Origin of the sequence: Paenibacillus sp. FSL H8-0317, from assembly GCF_045040685.1 — a bacterium.
Classification (GTDB): Bacteria; Bacillota; Bacilli; order Paenibacillales; family Paenibacillaceae; genus Paenibacillus.
The window spans coordinates 1,200,612-1,219,511 of sequence record NZ_CP150294.1 but is presented as its reverse complement, the minus strand read 5'-3'; the positions used below and the strand labels follow the sequence as shown (position 1 = coordinate 1,219,511).

Annotated in this window: 17 protein-coding genes; all 17 read right to left on the bottom strand. The window is 46.9% G+C overall.

Annotation, left to right across the window (positions count from 1 at the left end; all coding sequences use genetic code 11):
- Window positions 1–257 precede the first annotated feature (257 nt).
- Complete coding sequence (locus tag MHB43_RS05520) at window positions 258–1,307, bottom strand: ATP-grasp domain-containing protein (RefSeq protein ID WP_405131510.1); 1,050 nt, start codon at window positions 1,305–1,307, stop codon at window positions 258–260.
- Window positions 1,308–2,156, bottom strand: a complete 849-nt coding sequence (locus MHB43_RS05515; RefSeq protein ID WP_405132392.1) for a hydrolase — start codon at window positions 2,154–2,156, stop codon at window positions 1,308–1,310.
- Complete coding sequence (locus MHB43_RS05510) at window positions 2,156–3,307, bottom strand: cysteine protease StiP family protein (RefSeq protein ID WP_339182371.1); 1,152 nt, start codon at window positions 3,305–3,307, stop codon at window positions 2,156–2,158. The genes MHB43_RS05515 and MHB43_RS05510 overlap by 1 nt, the downstream gene beginning before the upstream one ends.
- A complete protein-coding gene (locus MHB43_RS05505) occupies window positions 3,304–4,737 on the bottom strand; it encodes a phosphoribosyltransferase family protein (RefSeq protein ID WP_405131509.1) in 1,434 nt (477 codons plus the stop codon). Before MHB43_RS05505 ends, MHB43_RS05510 begins: the two co-directional genes overlap by 4 nt.
- A complete protein-coding gene (locus MHB43_RS05500) occupies window positions 4,667–5,887 on the bottom strand; it encodes an HpcH/HpaI aldolase/citrate lyase family protein (RefSeq protein WP_256704287.1) in 1,221 nt (406 codons plus the stop codon). The genes MHB43_RS05505 and MHB43_RS05500 overlap by 71 nt, the downstream gene beginning before the upstream one ends.
- A 118-nt stretch (window positions 5,888–6,005) precedes the next feature.
- On the bottom strand, window positions 6,006–7,262 hold the full coding sequence (locus MHB43_RS05495) for a TerD family protein (protein WP_339182368.1): 1,257 nt from the start codon (window positions 7,260–7,262) through the stop codon (window positions 6,006–6,008).
- 25 nt (window positions 7,263–7,287) lie between these two features.
- On the bottom strand, window positions 7,288–7,869 hold the full coding sequence (locus MHB43_RS05490) for a TerD family protein (protein WP_221819295.1): 582 nt from the start codon (window positions 7,867–7,869) through the stop codon (window positions 7,288–7,290).
- A gap of 93 nt (window positions 7,870–7,962) precedes the next feature.
- Window positions 7,963–8,538 (bottom strand): TerD family protein, encoded by a 576-nt coding sequence (locus MHB43_RS05485; protein WP_221818919.1) that lies wholly within the window; start codon window positions 8,536–8,538, stop codon window positions 7,963–7,965.
- Between the two features lie 91 nt (window positions 8,539–8,629).
- Entirely contained in the window at window positions 8,630–9,223 is a 594-nt protein-coding gene (locus MHB43_RS05480; protein ID WP_145321026.1) for a TerD family protein, read from the bottom strand.
- A 35-nt stretch (window positions 9,224–9,258) separates the two neighbouring features.
- The gene (locus tag MHB43_RS05475) at window positions 9,259–9,705 is read right to left on the bottom strand and encodes a tellurite resistance TerB family protein (RefSeq protein ID WP_221818917.1); all 447 of its coding nucleotides are present in this window, start codon (window positions 9,703–9,705) and stop codon (window positions 9,259–9,261) included.
- 343 nt (window positions 9,706–10,048) lie between these two features.
- Entirely contained in the window at window positions 10,049–11,704 is a 1,656-nt protein-coding gene (locus MHB43_RS05470; RefSeq protein WP_405131508.1) for an extracellular solute-binding protein, read from the bottom strand.
- Window positions 11,705–11,764: 60 nt separating this feature from the next.
- Window positions 11,765–12,634 (bottom strand): carbohydrate ABC transporter permease, encoded by an 870-nt coding sequence (locus MHB43_RS05465; protein ID WP_036606256.1) that lies wholly within the window; start codon window positions 12,632–12,634, stop codon window positions 11,765–11,767.
- A gap of 13 nt (window positions 12,635–12,647) precedes the next feature.
- On the bottom strand, window positions 12,648–13,565 hold the full coding sequence (locus MHB43_RS05460) for a sugar ABC transporter permease (protein ID WP_307416980.1): 918 nt from the start codon (window positions 13,563–13,565) through the stop codon (window positions 12,648–12,650).
- A 271-nt stretch (window positions 13,566–13,836) separates the two neighbouring features.
- Entirely contained in the window at window positions 13,837–14,901 is a 1,065-nt protein-coding gene (locus MHB43_RS05455) for a response regulator (protein WP_221818915.1), read from the bottom strand.
- Window positions 14,898–16,673: a sensor histidine kinase gene (locus MHB43_RS05450; RefSeq protein WP_405131507.1), complete on the bottom strand. Its 1,776-nt coding sequence runs from the start codon at window positions 16,671–16,673 to the stop codon at window positions 14,898–14,900. Before MHB43_RS05450 ends, MHB43_RS05455 begins: the two co-directional genes overlap by 4 nt.
- Before the next feature lie 227 nt (window positions 16,674–16,900).
- Window positions 16,901–17,791 carry a hypothetical protein gene (locus tag MHB43_RS05445; protein ID WP_405131506.1) on the bottom strand — a complete coding sequence of 297 codons (891 nt, stop codon included), beginning with the start codon at window positions 17,789–17,791 and terminating at the stop codon, window positions 16,901–16,903.
- Between the two features lie 266 nt (window positions 17,792–18,057).
- Window positions 18,058–18,789, bottom strand: coding sequence for a nuclease-related domain-containing protein (locus tag MHB43_RS05440; RefSeq protein ID WP_036606252.1), 732 nt, complete (start codon window positions 18,787–18,789; stop codon window positions 18,058–18,060).
- Window positions 18,790–18,900 lie beyond the last annotated feature (111 nt).

Sequence of the window (18,900 nt, the reverse complement as noted above, 5' to 3'; positions counted from 1 at the left end):
TCTGGTTTTCAGTACCGAGAAGATAGAATGAAGATAGAAATGGAGTAGCGGAGCGTAGGAAACCTACGTGAGCAACCACAATGTTTCCAAAGGAAACAACCTTCGTAAGCTCCCGCTTATTTCGGCTGAATTTCAACTTCAATGCTGATGATGCCGTAAGGCATTATTCGTAATCCAAAGTAGACTTTTTGAATAACCTCTTATCCGTATTGTAAGAAAACCATCCAGAAGGTGTCAATGTTGAGGGAAATTCTCAGCTAGACGTGGTGTACTCCGCTTACCTTCTGAACGTCGATTATAAATGGCTGCTCGATATGACTTCCCAGAAGACCAAACTTCGGATGAAGTGGTCCAATATCATGGCCAAGTGCAGATTTGACCGCCAGATACGGGAAGTTCACGCCCGACAGACAAGACATGTGCAACCCACCCGACATACGCGGATTGATCTCAAGCAGCTTCGGTATATCCTTGCGATATTTCATCTGTATATTAAAATTATAAGGAATCCGATATGCTTCTGCCACATTACGGGCAATTTCCAGTAATTCCTCGTTTTCTTCGAGCAAGCGTAAACGTCCTCTTTCTTTTCTACGCGGAATAGCCGTTAATAGTTTCCCATTGCGATCCGAAAGACAATCAATACTGTATTCATATCCTTCCAGCACCTCCATCACCATGACATTGGGAAAGGACGGAGCAGAAGAGAACGCACGCAGGGCATCTTCATACGAAATCGAGTTAAGCGCATACCCGAACAACTCCTCCAACGGATCACGTTCATTGTTGATCACCCGGAATCCCATGCCGCCCTCACCATTACATGGTTTGAAACATACATCGTGTCCACTTGCGCGCAGCGCCTCATAGGCTTGCTGGAATTGTGCAGCATTACTGACCGTGAAATAATCCGGAATCTCCATAATGCCTTTCTCACGCACTGATTCATAGAATCGGTCTTTCTCCATCAATTGTTCCAGCAATTCCGTATCCGAGCATACGATAACCCGTGTACCGATCTCTTCGAACAAGGAGATATGTCTGCTGATGTCCAGCATGTTCCAGCGTGGAATAAACACATCAATCTGATGACGACGGCAAAAGTCGAGGCAAAAATCAACATATTCCCGACCCGTTACACGCGGTTCAACTTCTGCAACATCACAGCCCTGTAATGCCATGTGTCCCGGATCAGGATGAGTACCGTAGATCTCAAATTCCATGCCGTCCTCATTGTCCCGAATTGCATTCATATAATGATACGTTACAGAGAACCAACGGTTGAAGTAAATCTTCATTTTTTTCATTTATACGGTCTCCCTTATCTCGGCATGGTCTAGCTGAGTCTGTTGATCGTTGTGAATACGGTGAACGTAATCGAGAATCTCATCTGCTGCAAAAGCACCGAATTGTTCCGTAAATTGATACGGCACCAGCTCAGGTGCACGCTGTCTCTCCACATGTAATTCTCCGTGGGACGGAGCAATGGCATGCTGCGCAAAGTCCAGCAAACAGCGATCCAGCAAGGAATCACCCGAAGCAATCACAGCCACATCGCCAATGCGTTGCCTAATGTGCTCCACTGCAGCTCGTTTGTTCACGGCCGAAGGCACCAGATAGAGCTTCCGACCCTGGATCGAACTCTCCCATCCCAGCGTCTCTAACACCCGAATCTTGTCCGCAATACGCTCCATTGGAAGCTTGTCACGTTCGATCAACAGTGCATAGAACAGCTCATCACACAATCGCTGATTAATCACCCATTCCGGGCTGAGTACATCGTCAAATAAATCCAGAATCTCTTCGGGAGTGGCTGCCTGCTGACGAAGTAAAGAGCGAATATGCAGGTTCCACTCATTGTCTACCTGACCATCAACAATAATGTTGCCACCATTGCTCGTCACCGCATATTTCGGAATACATTCGGTCTGAAAAATATGAATGCGTCGGTACTGCTCCACAGTACGTGTCGTCACAGGCATAAATACAATATCTTGCGGCAAAGACTGCAAACGCTCCAGTGCATATGCTGACATAAAAGCGGACAACTTGCCGTTAATCCACTCTGCGGGAACAAGTCCCGGTGTATCTTCGGGAATACGGAGCGCACGACGGGAGTACACCAACGTCTGGTCCAGATCACTTGCGTAGATCATCATTCTCCGCCACCTCCCAGGGATTGAATAATGCCGCAACAGGAATAGGTTAATCCCGGATATACCTCAACCGGCACATTTCTGTCTATGGCGAGCATCATGATATGTTGCAAATCCGGATTATCCAGACGGTCCACAAGAATCTTCCAAGGGACCCGGCGCAGTAGCACCCGGGTTGTTTCTCCGATTCCAGGTTTAATCAGATTGATGTTAGCAATGCCAAAGGATTGCTGAATGGACTCAATATCCTGCCAGCCTTTCCAGGTGATTTCCGAAGTACCGATAACATTGGCGTCCGTACGAAGTTCCGCTTGATTCATCACCTGTGGAAAATGCCGTGCAATGGTATCCACGTATTGGTTCGACACATCGTCAGAGGACCATTCACGATACCATTTAGCTCCGTGAAAATCTGTCGGCCCAATCAGATCATCCCGAAGCACTGTACGACTCACCAGTCCGGAGACGGTGGAATTCAGACAAGCGCTAGGAATGAGATAATCTTCTCTTGTCCCAAATGTGCCTGAACATTGCCCCGGATCGGCCAACACGGCAAGATCATCATCGAGGTTTACGCCATAAGTCCGTTCCATTTGGTCACAGGATTCTTTCAGCACTTTGCGAATAGCCCCTTTGCCGGTCCAACCGTCTACAAACTGAATGGCTGTTTCCAGCCCATGCTGCTGTAAAATATATAAAATTGCGTTCTCATCCATACCTTTGCCACGAATAATGGAAATGCTATAATGCGGAATCGTCACTTTGTATTTCAATTCAATATAACGCTTGATCAGGATGCCAACAGGGGTTCCCGCTCGAGCCAATGATACCAGCACAAGATTCAGGCCCCTGCGCTCTACGATCTTCTCAGCCACGATGGCGGTATGAAGTGCTATTCTTGCAGCGGATTGTTCCAACGTCTGGTGAAACAGCTCGATGTATTCGGCTGTGGGCTGATATTCCACGGGCAGCATCTCCGAATAATGAACCCCGGATTGGATCGCCTGCTCCCGTTCACCCGTTCCCTTTTCCAGATCCACATGGCTGATATCCTTCAGTAGGAAAACAACGTCCGATGCATCATAACTGCCCATCGGCTCGGGAGACGGAATCTCACGTTGTCTGATTAGCTCCAGTGTAGTTAAGTTCATTGCTCATTGTCCCCTGTCTTCTCTGGCAAGCCGCAATACACAATATGAATGTGACCGCATCCCAACTGCTCCAGTACCTTCACCATCGGTTCCATTCGCTCTTCGGACATCTGTCTCTCCAGCAGAACAAAAACCTCGTCATATTGTCCCGGGGCGATGTTGTAGATAAAGTTACGAACAGATGCGTCTTCCGGTGAGGCATATCCGGCACCACTACGAACAGCATATCCTGGAGCGGGATGTGTATGGATTGGACTGCGGGTAGTGGATTGATACCACACACCTTCTCCCATCTCGGCAGCAACACGCATTGGAATGTACATGAACTCCCCTGTTCCCATCACCAAAGTCCGTTCTCCCGTACGCTGCAACCGAAGTCGTTCTGCAATCCGGCTAACCTCCTGACGTAATACGCTATTATGACGGGATTGCACACCAAACCTGCCCGTATGCTGGACGTAGCTGGCTGTGCTACGTTTACCTTCACCATCCTCGGAAGTGGCTTGCAGCTGATGGAAGGCATCTGCAACGGTAGAAGTCTGAAGCGTTACGGCAGAATGAGATAACTGCTCATCTTGCTGTGTTGGTTCCAACTGTGGAGTACCTACCACTTCAATACGGCCCTTCAACAGGCTTAACGGTGTAATGGTAATTCCCAATTCTGCTTCCAGTTCGGCAAATCGAAGTTCGTCCGCTTCCGTACGCCAGTCTAGCAGCGAAGCAATCACATATTGCTTCCGGGGATATCTGGCCTGAATATCCCGAATGATATTCAACGTCGTTTTGCCCGTCGTAATCTCGTCGTCCACCAGAACAATCGGGCCCTCTCCTGCAAAGGCTTCATGATCCAGCGCATAACAACGATGAGCCATCGCGTGAGAATGTTCTTCTTCAAATTGAATATCTGGATTCATCGCTGGAACATATTCTCGAGTGGTGTGAATATAGGAAGCTTGATCAGCAAACATCTCGTACATGCTGTGGCCCAGCGCTGTCGCTGTCTCGGCAAAACCAACAAAACGAATCGTTTCCGGCAAACTCAAGCTTTCTTGCAACAGCATGTTGTACACTTGCCGAGCTTGCTGGGGATCAATCAATCCTTCGACCATTTCCCGTTTCCACTTGGTGATCTGATCTTTGGTCTCTTCCGTCTCCTCAGTCAGGTGCTCATATAACAGAACAGCCAATGCCGCGCCGCTCAGAAGCGAGGTATACGGGTTAACCGGGATGTGCTTGCCCAGCAGTCTGCTTACAAACAGAAATGAACGTTTCTTATTGATTCGTGCAGCCATGGAAAATAGAGATTCTAGTGGAAGTTGCAGCGGGTTATGTGTAACCTGAACGTTCAGACTGAATTGATCAAGAATTGGGAACGTAGTTGTGTTGTTGCTCATGTTTGGGCAAGAGCCCGACAAAATGCTGCTGTTCATGTAACACCCCATATATTTGTGATCGGATTAGAATTCGATTCGCCCAGCTCAAGTGTGGTTTAATCTCATTCATTTTGTTATAGTAATTACTTTTGAACACACCCAGGCTACCGTCATTACGGGCGATGATGTCTTGGGCATCAGAATATTCTTCATGTGTAACAACGTACATCGCTTGTACGGGCTTAATATGAGAAGGATGAATGATCGTTTTGCCAACAATTCCATTTTCCTTGTCCATCATGACTTCACGCATCAATCCATCCATTGTGTTCGTAATATATTTCATTCTCAGATGCAGCCCTGATTTGCCCAGGGTTTCTTCGAATGGAGTCTGTCGTAATTGAGGTTTGAACACGCGCTCCCGCTGACTGAAATATTCCCAGACAGGACCTGAGATCACATACGGCTTGTCCATTCGTCCAAACAGATTGATAATATCCGAGATGCAGTCACGGATCGTGGCGATATCGTATATGGTCAATTCAGGACTTCGGCGTAGTCCAAACAGGCTTGAGAAATCGGTCGCACCAATGCGTACATTGAGCACATATTCAACATGTTCATCGAGGATGTTTCGAAGGCCCAGTAAGGTCTCCCAACGTGTCTCCCGATATATAATTGAAGCCGTTTCCAATATGGGCATTCCATAGAGAACGGGATAATGATCCGGTTTCCGTTGATTATACTTGCGGATCTGGTCAAAATAGGCTCTTCCATTGCCCACACAAAACTTGGGCAATGCCACACCTGTCAGCATGGACACCAATTCTCCCAACGTATCAATCAGACGTTCCAACTGTTGTGGTGAACGTACACGAGCAAACAGAAGAGGCATTTGATCCTGACTCAGCATGCCTGTCTCCATATAAGTCATCAGTTGAGTTAGATGCTGTACCAGGCACTGCTCGGCAAACTCTACTTGGTCGTCACCTACAGCGTCCTCCAGATCAATAATAATGGTCGTCAGACCTTCATGCTTACCATTTATAATGTCGTCCGCGATATGTGCGCGCGTCGCGGGCATATATAAAGCAGCCCCAACAGCATATGCCAGTAGATCTTTGGAAGTCCGGTGATTGAACGAGACGGGTGAAGAGAAAAATAAAGTATCTTCTTCTTCCAGACTCAAAAAGTTAAAATATTTCAGGATTGTCTCCTCCTCGCACCTTTGGCAATAGCCAATCTGCAATAGTTGATTCCAGCTGTCGGGGCATAAAAACCAATCCCTCCTAATCTGGAGGGATTGAATGAATACATACGAATGATTACTTTCTTCCCGCAACCCACTGCATTCCCCAATCATGAGCCTCGTCCAACGCCTGATGCCCATTATAGAACTGCACAATTCGTTCAATACTGAATGTCTCATTGTTCACATTGCGTAACATCGCGATGCCACACATGCCAAGCGGGCTCCCGTATTCATTCATTCGGACAATGATATCCGGGCCGTCCTTCTGCTGGATGGTTACCACACCGTCTACTTGAGACCAGTTGGCCACACCACCATAAATATAGGTAAATACCAAGATGCGCTCAATTTCCGAGATACGTGCACCATTAATCCGCAGATTTTCTCCCGTCTTAACAGATCCCGTCCGGTCATCCCCATCCAGTGCAATATAAGGGAAACGGTTCAGTGAACCAAACCTCTGTCCCAAGGCCTGAATCACATCTCGTGTACCATCCTTCATCTCGAACAGGCAGCCCAAGTCCAGATCCACACTCTTGCTGCGACCAAATAACCCTTTGCTGCCCTGTTGATTCCAGTTCAAGTTAATCAGGATTTCACCAAGTCCCCCCGCATTTTTCTTGAGGTTAATGGTGTCGCCCTTCTTCTTCAATTCAATTTTGCTGAAATTGATCGAATTCACAGGAGCAGGCGTAGGTTCTGGTACGGATGCCGGGGGTGGTGGAATCGGTGCAGCTGTCGGGGGAACGGTTGATGTGGTTGGCGCAGCGTCTGATCCACCATCCACATCTACACCAAAGTTAGCGCAGAGTGCATTCAGACCACCTGCAAAACCCGACCCTATTGCATTGAACTTCCATTCTCCGTTATGGCGATACAATTCACCAATGACAATCGCGGTCTCCACTGTAAACCCGCTACCCAGATCATATCTCATCACTTCCTGACCTGTAGCTGCATTGGCAAACCGTAGAAAACCATGCTGAACCTGTCCAAAATGATGGCGTCGTGCTTCACCGTCATGAATCGTCAGGCTGAAGGCAATTTTCTCAATTCGGGCAGGGATTTTGACAAGATCAATGGCGAATTGTTTCTTCTCGCCACCAACCTGTCCACCATCCATATACGTGATGAACGAGGTAGAGGGCTGATTATAGAAGATAAAATCTTCATCTCCAGCCACTTTATTGTCTGAACCCAGAAGGAATGCTGATGTGTCCAGCTCCACACCCGAGGCTGCCTCCCAACCAATGCCTACTGTTAGACGGGACAAGCCCGGATTGGTTTTGGTCAGATCACTCTTCTGGCCTTTCACGACAGAAATCGCCATAGCAGAATCACCTTTCTATGCCAAGTTATTGTGCATCCAGTCCGTAATTTTTGCATAAAGCAGATAGTCCACCTGTGAAACCGCTGCCTACCGCCTGGAATTTCCAGTCCGCACCTGCACGGTAAAACTCACAGAACACCACAGCTGTTTCTGTGGAATAGTCCTCTCCGAGGTCGAAACGAAGCACTTCCCGATCACTTGCAGCATCTACAACACGAACAAAAGCGTTGGAGACTTGTCCAAAATTCTGCCCTCGTCCATCTCCATCATAGATGGTTACCGTAATACCGATCCGGTGAATGTGCGCAGGGATTTTGCTGAAGTCAACGACAACTTGCTCATCATCGCCGTCTCCCTCACCCGTACGATTGTCACCGGTATGTGTCACTGAACCCTCACCGCCGCTTGGATTGTTGTAAAAAACAAAGTCATCCGTACCTTTGGCTTTTCCATCTTCGTACAACAAAAAAGCCGAAGCGTCCAGGTCAAAATCGACTCCACCACTATATTTGTTTGTATCCCAACCTAAACCAACTACCACACGGGTAAGGCCCGGATTCGTCTTAGTCAGGTCAATACGTTGTCCTTTGGCAAGACTGATCGTCATTTGTTTTTCCACCTTTCCAAGTTATGTGATTAAATGAAAAGGAGAACCGTCCAGGAGACGGTTCTTCCCATCCTGTAAGTCGCTCTGTACGTCCTATTGCAAACCGTAATCGCGTGTTAATCCAACCAATCCATCCTGGTAACCACTACCGATGGCACTGAACTTCCACTCGCCGTTATGACGATACAATTCACCAACAACTACACCCGTTTCAATGGAGAAGTCTTCTCCCAGGTCGAAACGAATCAGTTCTTCGTTGTTTGCTTCGTTAACAATTCGCACATAAGCACGGGAGACTTGTCCGAAGTTCTGGCTACGGTCCGTAGCTTCGTAGATCGTAATGGAGAATGCAATTTTCTCTACATTTGCGGGTACGTTAGGCAGGTCGATATTGATCTGCTCATCATCACCATCGCCATCTCCTGTACGGTTGTCACCGGTGTGAACAACAGAACCATTTTCATTTTGTGGATTGTTGAAGAAAATGAAGTTTTTCTCGCCTTCTACTTTACCGTTTGCATTGGCACAGAATACCGATACGTCCAGGTCAAAGTCTTTTCCGCCATCATACTTGTTGGTATCCCAGCCCAAGCCTACTGTGATTTTTGTCAAACCTGGGTTCGTTTTAGTCAGATCGATTTTTTGACCTTTAGAGAGATTAATTGCCATCGTATGATCATCCTCGCTTATTTATAATTTATTGTAGTTATCGTTACATATGAATATCAGGATAATTGTCGAATTAGATTAAATCTTGTACTTAGGAGTACTTGCGAGCGAGTTCGTTGATATGTACCGCATGGGAACCCTCTCCAATTGCCGAGAATTTCCATTCGCCTCCATGACGATACAATTCACCACAGATCAACGCTGTTGAACCTGTGTAGTTATCGGATAGATTGAACTTCACGAGCTCACTGGAATTTTTACCATCCAGAATACGAATATAAGCCTTCTCAATCATGCCAAAATCTTGCTTGCGATTGACACAATCGTAGATATTAACAACGATTAATACTTTATGAACATCAGCAGGAATACGGGACAGATCCATTTTGATCTGTTCGTCGTCACCGTCTCCCTGTCCTGTTAGATTGTCACCTGAATGGATAACCGAACGACATGCACTTTGCTTGTTGTGGAAGCAAACCAGGTTGGAGTCCTTGACCAACTTGCCTTCCTCATTCAACATGATCGCCGATGCATCACAATCGACATCCGCTTGTTTTTTTCTTCCGAAGAAACCTTTGGCAGTTACCGGGTCCCAACCGAGACCAGCAATCACCTCAGTAAGTCCTGCATTGCCTTTGGTTAAATCAATCTTCTGTCCTTTGACCAAATTAATGCTTGCCACTGATTTTCACCTCCCTTCATATGTAAAATAGCTACTTAGAGATTGAATTCACTCGGGTTCAGTCCAAGTACGATGCATATCTCGGCAACGACTCTTTTCTCCTGATCATCAAAGTTGCCGTCAGCTGAACCAATCGCACTGCATACACCCACAATAACGCGTCCTACATCCGGCTTGGCTTTGAATTTCCCAATGGCTTTCAGCGCTTCCTGCTTCCCGATCTCTGGAGAGAACTCAAAGTTTGCAACATAATGATTAAAGCGTGTAATCACTTCAGCCATATCAAATACTTTCAATTCCTGACTCAGGTTGATATAACCGGCCATCTTGTTCTTTTCCGCTTCGTCAATGGAACCATCTGCAAAAGCAACCAGTGCACACCCTGCAACCACGGCATCCATAAAATCTTTATTTTTAAACTTTTTGACTTGCTCTTCAAGTCCTTGTTTTGTTGAATTTAACCAGCCTTTAAATGAACTCATACTCAACCTCCAATAGTTTCAACCTGGTGTTCCATACATTCTTTTCATGATTTTTCAGTAACTTTCATATCTACATCATGTTGAATATAAGTTAAATTATTCCTTAACTATACTCTGAAATACGGCAATATTCTACATTTAAAAACAATTAATACCTTATGATACGCATCGTTCTGGATATAGTTTCATGCGAAATGCGAGAACTTTCTATTCACTTCATTTTTCAGTCAAATATTCCCCTATTTGAAGCCCAAACCTAAAAAGGCTCTGATCAGGGGATCAGAGCGCTTATTTCTACCAATACCAAAATTATAAATCGTATGAATGATTTGAATCCTTGAATTCACTCTGCTTTTTCAAAATCAGCTTGTTGCTGTTCATAGATTTCATAGAAATCGTCCCAGACCAATACATTATCCTTTTCCTTGCCCCACCAGTCTTTGTACCATGCTTCAATCTCCGGGCCACCGCCTTGTTCCCACTTCTGCTGTGCTTCCGTTGCAGCCTGTTCGATCGTATATTTGCTTCCCCCAATGATGGAACGGGTAAAAATATCGTTGATCGCTGTTGTCACATTGGTCAACTTGACCTGAAGCTCCTTGGGTAGCTGCGGCATATGTTCTGAATGGGTAACGCCCTCTCCCACCGGAAGATCCGTCATGTATACCTCACGCGCTTCCTTGAATAGTCGAAGTCCTTCCTTCTGCGACGGGATCTCTTCGCTGAACAGCATTTCTGTGTACCCGCATTTGCCTTCCTCCAGACGGCTGTACAACATGGCGTAATCGCCTGCCCAGCTGATCTCCTGCTTGTATTTCTCTTGATCAGAGATGCGCGGACAGCCTTGATCGTTTAACGTATAATGCGTGTTTTCAAATCCATTTTTGAAGGTTCGGCCCGACTCTGTTTTGGTCAGAAAATCGATATATTGCATAACTGCTTCCGGATTTTTGGCTCGCGCATTCACAGCTGCAGTCATCTGAACGGGGTTATTCCACACCATCGTGTGCTGTCCTACGGACGTGGTTGGCAGAGCGATGACCTTTAATCTGGCCTCAGGAACATTCTGCATCAGTGTATCCAGTTCCTTCGCTGCAAACCCGGTATAATCCGAAGTCATGGCCGCGTACATACCGATTTTGCCGTTCAGGAAATCCTGCTTCGCCTTGGCCCCGTCCTTGTCGGTCAATAAGTCCTTATCGACCACACCTGCTTCATATAATGCACGTTTGAATGCCGTGGCTTCTTTCATGTTGTTGGGACCAACCACCATCTCCCCGTCCTCCACATTCACCCAGTTAGCGTTGTACATATAGCGGAATAGACCCGCTGTATCGCCGAACTGAAATCCACCGATGCCGTATGTATCCTTAGCTCCGTTTCCATCGGGATCATTCTCCGTGAAGGCCTTGGCTACCGCCAGCATCTCTTCTTCATTGGTCGGTACCTCCAGATTCAACTTTTCCAGCCAGTCTTCCCGAATGAAGAAGCTCGTTAGTGGAAACACCTCGTTCATACGTCCCACTTCATAGAGCTTACCATCGCTTTTGATACCGGCCTTCTTGAGCTGGGGATATTTCTCCATCAAGGCTTTGTATTCCACACTTGAGTTCTCGATCAACTCATCCAGCGGCATCAGCTGTTTCTGATTAAACAGTGTGTTACGGATGGGCGTACCGAATTCAAAAATAATATCCGGTGCACTGCCAGAAGCGAATAATACGTTAAGTTTCGACTGAGACTCCCAGCGGGGAACTGCTGTATATTTTACATTTGCCGGGCCATTCTCGTTAATCCACTTGGACCACATATTATCTTCGATCGTACCCATGCCGCTTGGGACCGCGCCCCGATCATAGATCGTTGACGTAATGTTCCCCCTGTTGCCTTCGCCTTCCGCCTGTTCGCTACCGTTACCTCCTGTACATCCCGCCAGCAAACCACCGATCAAGCCCAGAACGAGACCCGACTTCATCCATGCCTTCATCGTTAACGCCATAGATAAGACCCTCTTTCTTTCCTGTAATATGAACCCATGCGGGTTAACCCACAGCCTGCTTTAACCTTTAATTGATCCGAGCATGACCCCTTTAACGAAGTACTTCTGCAAGAACGGATACACTGCCAAAATGGGTATGACCATCACAATGACAGCTGCTGCCCGGATGCCTTCCGGGGTCAGATTCGATATCATCGTTGGATCGGTAAAATCCTGTACATTCAGATTGGACATAATCATATTTTGGACGAGCACGGTCATGTTGTATTTGGACGTATCATTGATATAAATCATCACACTCATGAACGAATTCCAGTAACCCACGCCGTAAAAGAGAGCAATAGTCGCCAGCAAAGGTTTGGATAATGGCAATACGATTCGGAACAAAAGCCCCAGTTCACCACAACCATCGATGCGCGCAGCCTCGTCCACTTCCCCCGGCAGATTTTCAAAATAAGATCGCATAATCAGCATGTTGTAAGTGCTCACCAGGCCCGGTAGCCAAAGCGCGCCGTAACTGTTCACAAGACCGAGATTTTGCACGACCAAATACGTCGGGATGAGTCCACCGTTAAAAATCATCGTGAACACCATCGCCATCGTAAAGAAGCGCCGGTGATAAAAATGTCTACGTGACAGCGGATATGCCGCCATAATCGTCACCGCCATGCTGAGCCCTGTACCGATCAATGTGATCTCCACACTGTTCCAGAATGCATTCAGAATCGGCGTTCCCGTAATTAGGCTGTGATAGGAGAACCAAGTGAAATCGACGGGCCATAACCCCACTTGACCTGAAACAACCGCTCTCGCATCACTAAATGACAAGGCAACAATGTTCAGTAAGGGCAGGATACAGCTAACGGCAACCAATGACAACAATACATAATTGATTAGATAAAAGACTTTTTCTCCTTTGGTTTTTCTCATGCTGTTCTCCCTCCTACCACAAACCTTCGTTAAATCGACGCGCGATATAATTTGCACTAAAAATGAGGATAAATGCAACCAGTGATTCGAACAATCCCATCGCCGTTGTCAGGCTGAACTGTGCTCCCTGAAGACCGGTGCGGTAGATATAGGTACTGATTACATCCGCTATCTCATTGACATTGGAATTCTGAAGCATATACACCTGGTCGAATCCGACCTCCATCACCCGCCCCATCGACAGAATCAGCAGAAGAATAATGGTGGAGCGTATACCCGGAAGGGTGACATGCCAGATCTGACGCATTTTGCTGGCCCCATCCATCTGTGCAGCCTCGTATTGGCTCGGATCAATGGTCGTTAGTGCCGCGAGAAAAATGATGGCATTGAAGCCCATGTCCTTCCAGATCCCTGAGCCGACAAATACCGCAACCCATGAACCCTTGTTGTACATGAACGGATAAGGTGCTCCCGTCCAGGCCTCGACCCAGCGGTTTACGATCCCATTTTCCAAAGAGAAAACCGTCATGATCATCATCGCAATGATGACCCAGGAAAAGAAGTGTGGCATATAGACCACCGTCTGCACCGTTCGCTTAAAGGCCATGTTTCGCACTTCATTCAGCATAATGGCCAGAATAATTGGAATGGGAAACCCGATAATGATGCTTAACAGACTGAGGAACAAGGTGTTGCGAATAATCTCCACCGTGCGCGGATCACTGAACAGCGTCTGAAAATGCTGAAAGCCCACCCATGGACTGTTCCACAGCCCATCATAGAAGTTGTAGTCCTTGAAGGCCATGACCAGCCCTCCGATGGGTGCATAACGAAAGGTAAGGTAGAACATAATCACCGGAACAAACATCAAGATTAACGGTATATTCATCTTGAATCGTCGAAGCTGCTGCTGCCGAATCCGCTGCTTCATTTCACTGTCCGGCGGTTGTAATCCAGACGGCGGACCTGCGGTCAGTTCCCCCTTCATATCCATCACTCCTCTCTGCTGTTGATGTACTATAGTTGTATTTTAGATAAAAATGTAAGCGTAAACATTTGTTATTTAACGATCCTTTTATAATTTTCTACACAAAAATAACCCCACATGGTGGGGTTGCCTTGGAAACGAACAGATATTAAGAGAATGCTTCTCTTTAATTGTGGACCCTACAGTAGTTCAAGGGGGATTGCTACCGGGCACTTCACTTGGCTACTTGCTTGCGATATTCACGGGGCGATACCCCCGTCATCTGTTTGAATACGGTTGTAAAATAACTGGAGTTATCGAACCCAGTCAGTTCCGCGATATCTGCCATGCTCTGCCGAGTGCTGTGCAGCAGCAGCTTCGCCTTATCGATTCGGCGCTTGCTGACATATTGGCTGAAGCCTTGTCCTGTTTCTTTTTTGAACAAATGGCTCAAATAGTTGGGTGTCACATGAACATGGGCAGCCACGGCCTGCAACGTGCATGTGCTGGAATAGTTCATTTCAATATACTGTATAACTCGTGTAACGACATGATCCTGCTGTTCCTGAGTTAGCCGCATCAGCATATCCACCCACTCTTCACTCTTGCAACGGGCCCAAGTGATGACTTCAGGAAGGGTATGAATCCAGAGCAGTGGATCTGGGGCAGTTGAGTCCATACCACCGGATTCCTGAGGCTGAAGCTGTTGTACCAGTATGTCCATCATGACCTTCATAAGCATATGAATCTCCGCTTTGCCTTGTGACAAGCTCATCCCGGACGCTTCTTCCAGCAATATCTCAATCCGATTCATTATCGCTCCGAATTGATGATGGAGCACCAGTGAAGTCAGTTCCTCTCGCAGTCTCTCGGTACGGTCCACCTGGCTGTATTGTTCCCTGATCCGAATGTCGGACTGTTTTCGGCGATATCGTTCATGTGCCTTTTGTAACACCTGACATGCTTCATCAAGCGAGAACGGCTTTAACAAAAATTCAATTGCCCCATACCGGATGGCACGCTGTGCATATTCGAACTCACGATAACCTGTCAAAATGATAATCATAATGTCCAGTCCACTCTCGTGTATGCGTTCGGCCAAATCTAGACCATCCATCACAGGCATGTTGATGTCTGTAATGATCAGATCAGGTGTGCAGCTGTGTACAGCCTGTATCGCTTCTTCTCCATCGGCCGCTTCCCCAACGACCTCCCAACCGAGGGGGTTATTGCGAACCAGATGAATCAGACCCTGACGAAATAATGCTTCATCATCCACTACAAGCATACGTCCATTCAACAGAACCTACTCCTCTCAGTCATTTGAATTTCCCGGCATGAGTCCTCACCGATCTGATAAGGCAAACGAAGACGTACTAGCGTACCCTCTCCCACAGTCGACTCGATCTGTACACCGTAGGGTTCACCGTGAATCAACTCAATTCTTCGAAGTACACTCCGCATGCCAATGTGCTGACGTTCCTCATCTGCATGTGCCACTGGCGTCATAATGCGTTCAATGACCGATGCGTGCATGCCGCAGCCGTTATCTGAGATTTCAATGATGAGCAGATCCGGCTCTCCCTCATGTCCGTTTTGCCGCGAGCCACGAATCTCCAGATGGCGGTTGTTCCTTTTGTCCGAGAAGGCATGAACAAAAACATTCTCCACGATGGGCTGAAGCAACAGTCGGATCACCTGACAGCGAAGCAATTCATCAGGAACGGTAATTGTAATCGACAAAGCTTCCTGATACCGAGCCTGCTGAATCTGCAGGTAATGATCCATTTGCTTCATCTCATCCTGCACGGTCGTTAGTCGCTGCACGGGCTCCAGCGTATACTGCAGCATCTCCGACAATGCAGTGACCAGGCGAGCCGATTTCTCATCGCCAAGCATATAGAACTTCCAGAAAAACATGCTGAGTGTGTTAAACAGAAAATGGGGATTCAGCTGGGCCTGAATGGCTTTGAGTTCGGCTTCTTTTTCACTGAGTTCCCGTTCATACACTTCATGGATCAGCGTATCAATCCGGGACGCCATTGCATTGAATCGTTCACCGATGAAGCCGAGCTCATCCCGGGACTCAATCCTTACCCGTGTATCGAACTGTCCATCACGGACTCTTTTCATCGCGTTGACCAGGCTCGCAAGCGGACGCAACAGTCTGCCGCTAATTACGGTAATGATAAGCCATGAGCATAATACGCTGGCTAACGCAGAGAACACGGCAACTTTTAGAATGATCTTTCCCTTGTTCTGAATCTGAGCGAGTGAGACCTTGCTGACCAACGTAAAGCCCGCTTTGTCTGACGTTTGTTTCGTATACAAGTGGGTTGTTCCCTGCTCGTCCCTGATCTCGGTCGCCCCTAGGCTTAGCTCGGTAAGCGGTGGTGGATCTGCATCCTGATTATGAAAGGCATATAGAAGCTCACCATCTGCGTCAAACAAGTAGACAGCCACTTCCTCATTCAGTCGCAGATCTTTGAGATAAGATTCGAACAACGAGGTGTTAAACAGAATTAACATGACGCCATAGGTCTCCAGATCAACAGACCGCATTAATCGTCCCGCCAGAATCCAATTGGATTGTTCCTCCTGCAAGAAGGCATCCGGTCCCAAACGATTCCAACCATATTCGCCGCCCGTTCCTTCCAGTCTATGAACCATTTCTGCAAGATAGGAAGGGTCCAACTGTTGAAACGAGCCAGCAAAGGCGCCGAGATTAAATATGTTTTCCTTCAGATCATATATGCGGAGCCCCATGATCTCCGGTGCATCCAGCCTTACCTGATACAACTGATCATCCAGTTCATCTTCCAGCTTCATCTGATCATAGGACGAGATGCCTGAGGTCTGTGCTTTGATGGCATTTTTCACGGAGGGATTCAGTGTGATATAATCGGTGACTTTATACATGTCGTGTACCCTGGAATCCAGACGTGCAAGAATCTGCTCTGCGGTAAGACTATACTGGCGACTGACCTCTTCATTAAACAGGTCGATATGGATGCGATAGGTGATCAACCCTGTGATTCCGGAGATTAAGACCGTTGCGGTAGATAAAAACAAGATTAGCTTCGTTTTAAATTTAAAGCGTTTACAAAAGTTCATCCACCACATCTTTTACACACCTCACCTATATTCCGTACATGTCTTACTCCTAAAAACATATCATACACCTATTGGAAAAAACCAGAAAAACCCTGACCCCGCTTCAATCGGTAGTCAGAGTTTGAAGGCATGTGATCCAGACATGTTACCGGGATGATCCAGATTAACTCTGAATCACGGCATTTTTATTCCCCGTAAATCTCTTTGACCCGTTCTTCCTCATTCGTAGACAACAGAACATTAAGCAACCCCATGGCATTATTGGCATCGGTTCTCGTCGTCTTATACATCTCGGCAAACGCCGCTTCATTCTGCTCCGGGTCCATTGCAGCAAGCTTGCCCCACGACGTGCGGGCTTTGTCGTATAGCGTACTCAATGTGATGTCATAAGGATGCTGTGCAACAGGTGCCATGGATTCAAATTTCGCTGTAATGCTGAAGAAATCCTTGGAATCCTGGAACGATGTACTGCTGTAATCCTTATTTTTCATCGCATCTTCAGTAATCAGCAGACCTTCACGGGCGATAAATAGCGTTTTCACCATGGCACGTTCCAGATTCGTTGCTTCTTCCCAGGTTACATAAGATTCGTCAGGTGCTTGTACAGTTGTGAAAAAAGGAAAGGCATCATCAATCAACCGCTGCGAATCGGAATGAATCGGCACCCCTGCATTCATGTCCACAACGGCATCGCTATAATTGGCGACATTAATATTTTTGGAACCTTCCTCACTAACCCGACGCACCGGATAATCATTCAGAGGGATACGGATATAACCAAGTTTATCCGCATACTGCTTCTTCAACTCTTCCAGTGTGGAGTCCTTTCCAATCTTGCCGTCATCGGCTGAAGAAGATTCTTTTGCGGCTGAACCTGTCTCCTCACTCCCATTCGAACCGGTTGCTGCGGTTTCTGTTACGGCAGCATTCGAGCTGCTTGTTTCTGATGAAGCAACTTCTGTACCGGAAGCAGACTCCGGCGATGACGTCTCTTTCGCTCCACCACCACAAGCTGTCAGAATCGCTGCCAAACCAAACATGACTGTGAACGTCTTTATCGTATAATTCCATTGCATCGTATAATCTTCCCCTTATCCTATGTATATTCCTGAGAACCATTAACCTCTGCTCCAAGACTTGAACACTTACTTACAAAAATATCCTTTCATATAACATGCTTGATTCACACAATTGGACATGGTCTACATTCTATCATAAGTTAAAAATCGGTTGTATACGACGATATACCTGTGTCTAAAGCCTTTTACTATGCCCACATTAACTACCACCGCAGCACAAAAACACTGTCGCCCGTATGGACAACAGTGTTCGTGAAACGTAATTATTTAATCCCTTTAGCCTTCTCCATATGCTCTGACCGAATCTGAGGGTCTGTCGAATTGACCGATGATAACAGAGCGTAGATCGCCTGAATATCCTTCTCTTGAAATACGGTTTCAGGAACCTCACTCTCAAGTCGTTCCGTCTTCCGCTGAATCGTTTCCACCAATTCATGATCGTAGATGATCAGTTCATCCGAATTCACATACCTCACAGCAGGATCAACACTGATGCGGCAACGGTTGGTGAAGGTCACCATGGAGACGAGACGTACTCTTTTGTAGTCTCCGAGGTGTGCATGGATGGCTTCCACATGTGCACGATGCTGCATGAGTGGATTGTACATTTTGACCCGGCTGCTGCTGACCGACCAATTGGCCTCTCTTCGTCCGCCGCGAATCTCACCTGTCGTCAGATTTCGGGTTTCGATCACAAAGATTGCCCGAGGGCCGATCACGACATGATCAATCTGCGAATAACCGGAGCGTGACTTCGGATTGGTAACGAGCAGGTCGTTCAGCACTTTATATTGACTTGGAAGACCTATCAGCTGATCTGCTGTACTAGGCTCCTCAGGCTGGCGTGTCCAATCCCCTTCCGCTTTTTTCTTGCGCTTACTACGGACCATACGCGGGGGAATGGTTGTCGTTGATGGTAACGCTGAAGCGGAGGCTGTAATCTGGTTCGCAAGCTCTGGTTGTGTCTTGAACAGAGACAGGATTTTCTTGAACATGGGCAAGCTCCGTTCTATTATAGTGTGGGTTACGGGTGACCATTACAGGAGGAATAACATCCTTTGACACATTCATTATGTAAACTTCTATTACTTATGTCGGATAAAGCG

Excerpts from the sequence above, each read along its gene's own strand:
- MHB43_RS05520 (WP_405131510.1), bottom strand. The coding sequence starts at position 1,307 with ATGAAAAAAATGAAGATTTACTTCAACCGTTGGTTCTCTGTAACGTAT.
- MHB43_RS05515 (WP_405132392.1), bottom strand. The coding sequence starts at position 2,156 with ATGATCTACGCAAGTGATCTGGACCAGACGTTGGTGTACTCCCGTCGT.
- MHB43_RS05510 (WP_339182371.1), bottom strand. The coding sequence starts at position 3,307 with ATGAACTTAACTACACTGGAGCTAATCAGACAACGTGAGATTCCGTCT.
- MHB43_RS05505 (WP_405131509.1), bottom strand. The coding sequence starts at position 4,737 with ATGAACAGCAGCATTTTGTCGGGCTCTTGCCCAAACATGAGCAACAAC.
- MHB43_RS05495 (WP_339182368.1), bottom strand. The coding sequence starts at position 7,262 with ATGGCGATTTCTGTCGTGAAAGGCCAGAAGAGTGATCTGACCAAAACC.
- MHB43_RS05490 (WP_221819295.1), bottom strand. The coding sequence starts at position 7,869 with ATGACGATCAGTCTTGCCAAAGGACAACGTATTGACCTGACTAAGACG.
- MHB43_RS05485 (WP_221818919.1), bottom strand. The coding sequence starts at position 8,538 with ATGGCAATTAATCTCTCTAAAGGTCAAAAAATCGATCTGACTAAAACG.
- MHB43_RS05475 (WP_221818917.1), bottom strand. The coding sequence starts at position 9,705 with ATGAGTTCATTTAAAGGCTGGTTAAATTCAACAAAACAAGGACTTGAA.
- MHB43_RS05470 (WP_405131508.1), bottom strand. The coding sequence starts at position 11,704 with ATGGCGTTAACGATGAAGGCATGGATGAAGTCGGGTCTCGTTCTGGGC.
- MHB43_RS05465 (WP_036606256.1), bottom strand. The coding sequence starts at position 12,634 with ATGAGAAAAACCAAAGGAGAAAAAGTCTTTTATCTAATCAATTATGTA.
- MHB43_RS05460 (WP_307416980.1), bottom strand. The coding sequence starts at position 13,565 with ATGAAGCAGCGGATTCGGCAGCAGCAGCTTCGACGATTCAAGATGAAT.
- MHB43_RS05445 (WP_405131506.1), bottom strand. The coding sequence starts at position 17,791 with ATGCAATGGAATTATACGATAAAGACGTTCACAGTCATGTTTGGTTTG.
- MHB43_RS05440 (WP_036606252.1), bottom strand. The coding sequence starts at position 18,789 with ATGTTCAAGAAAATCCTGTCTCTGTTCAAGACACAACCAGAGCTTGCG.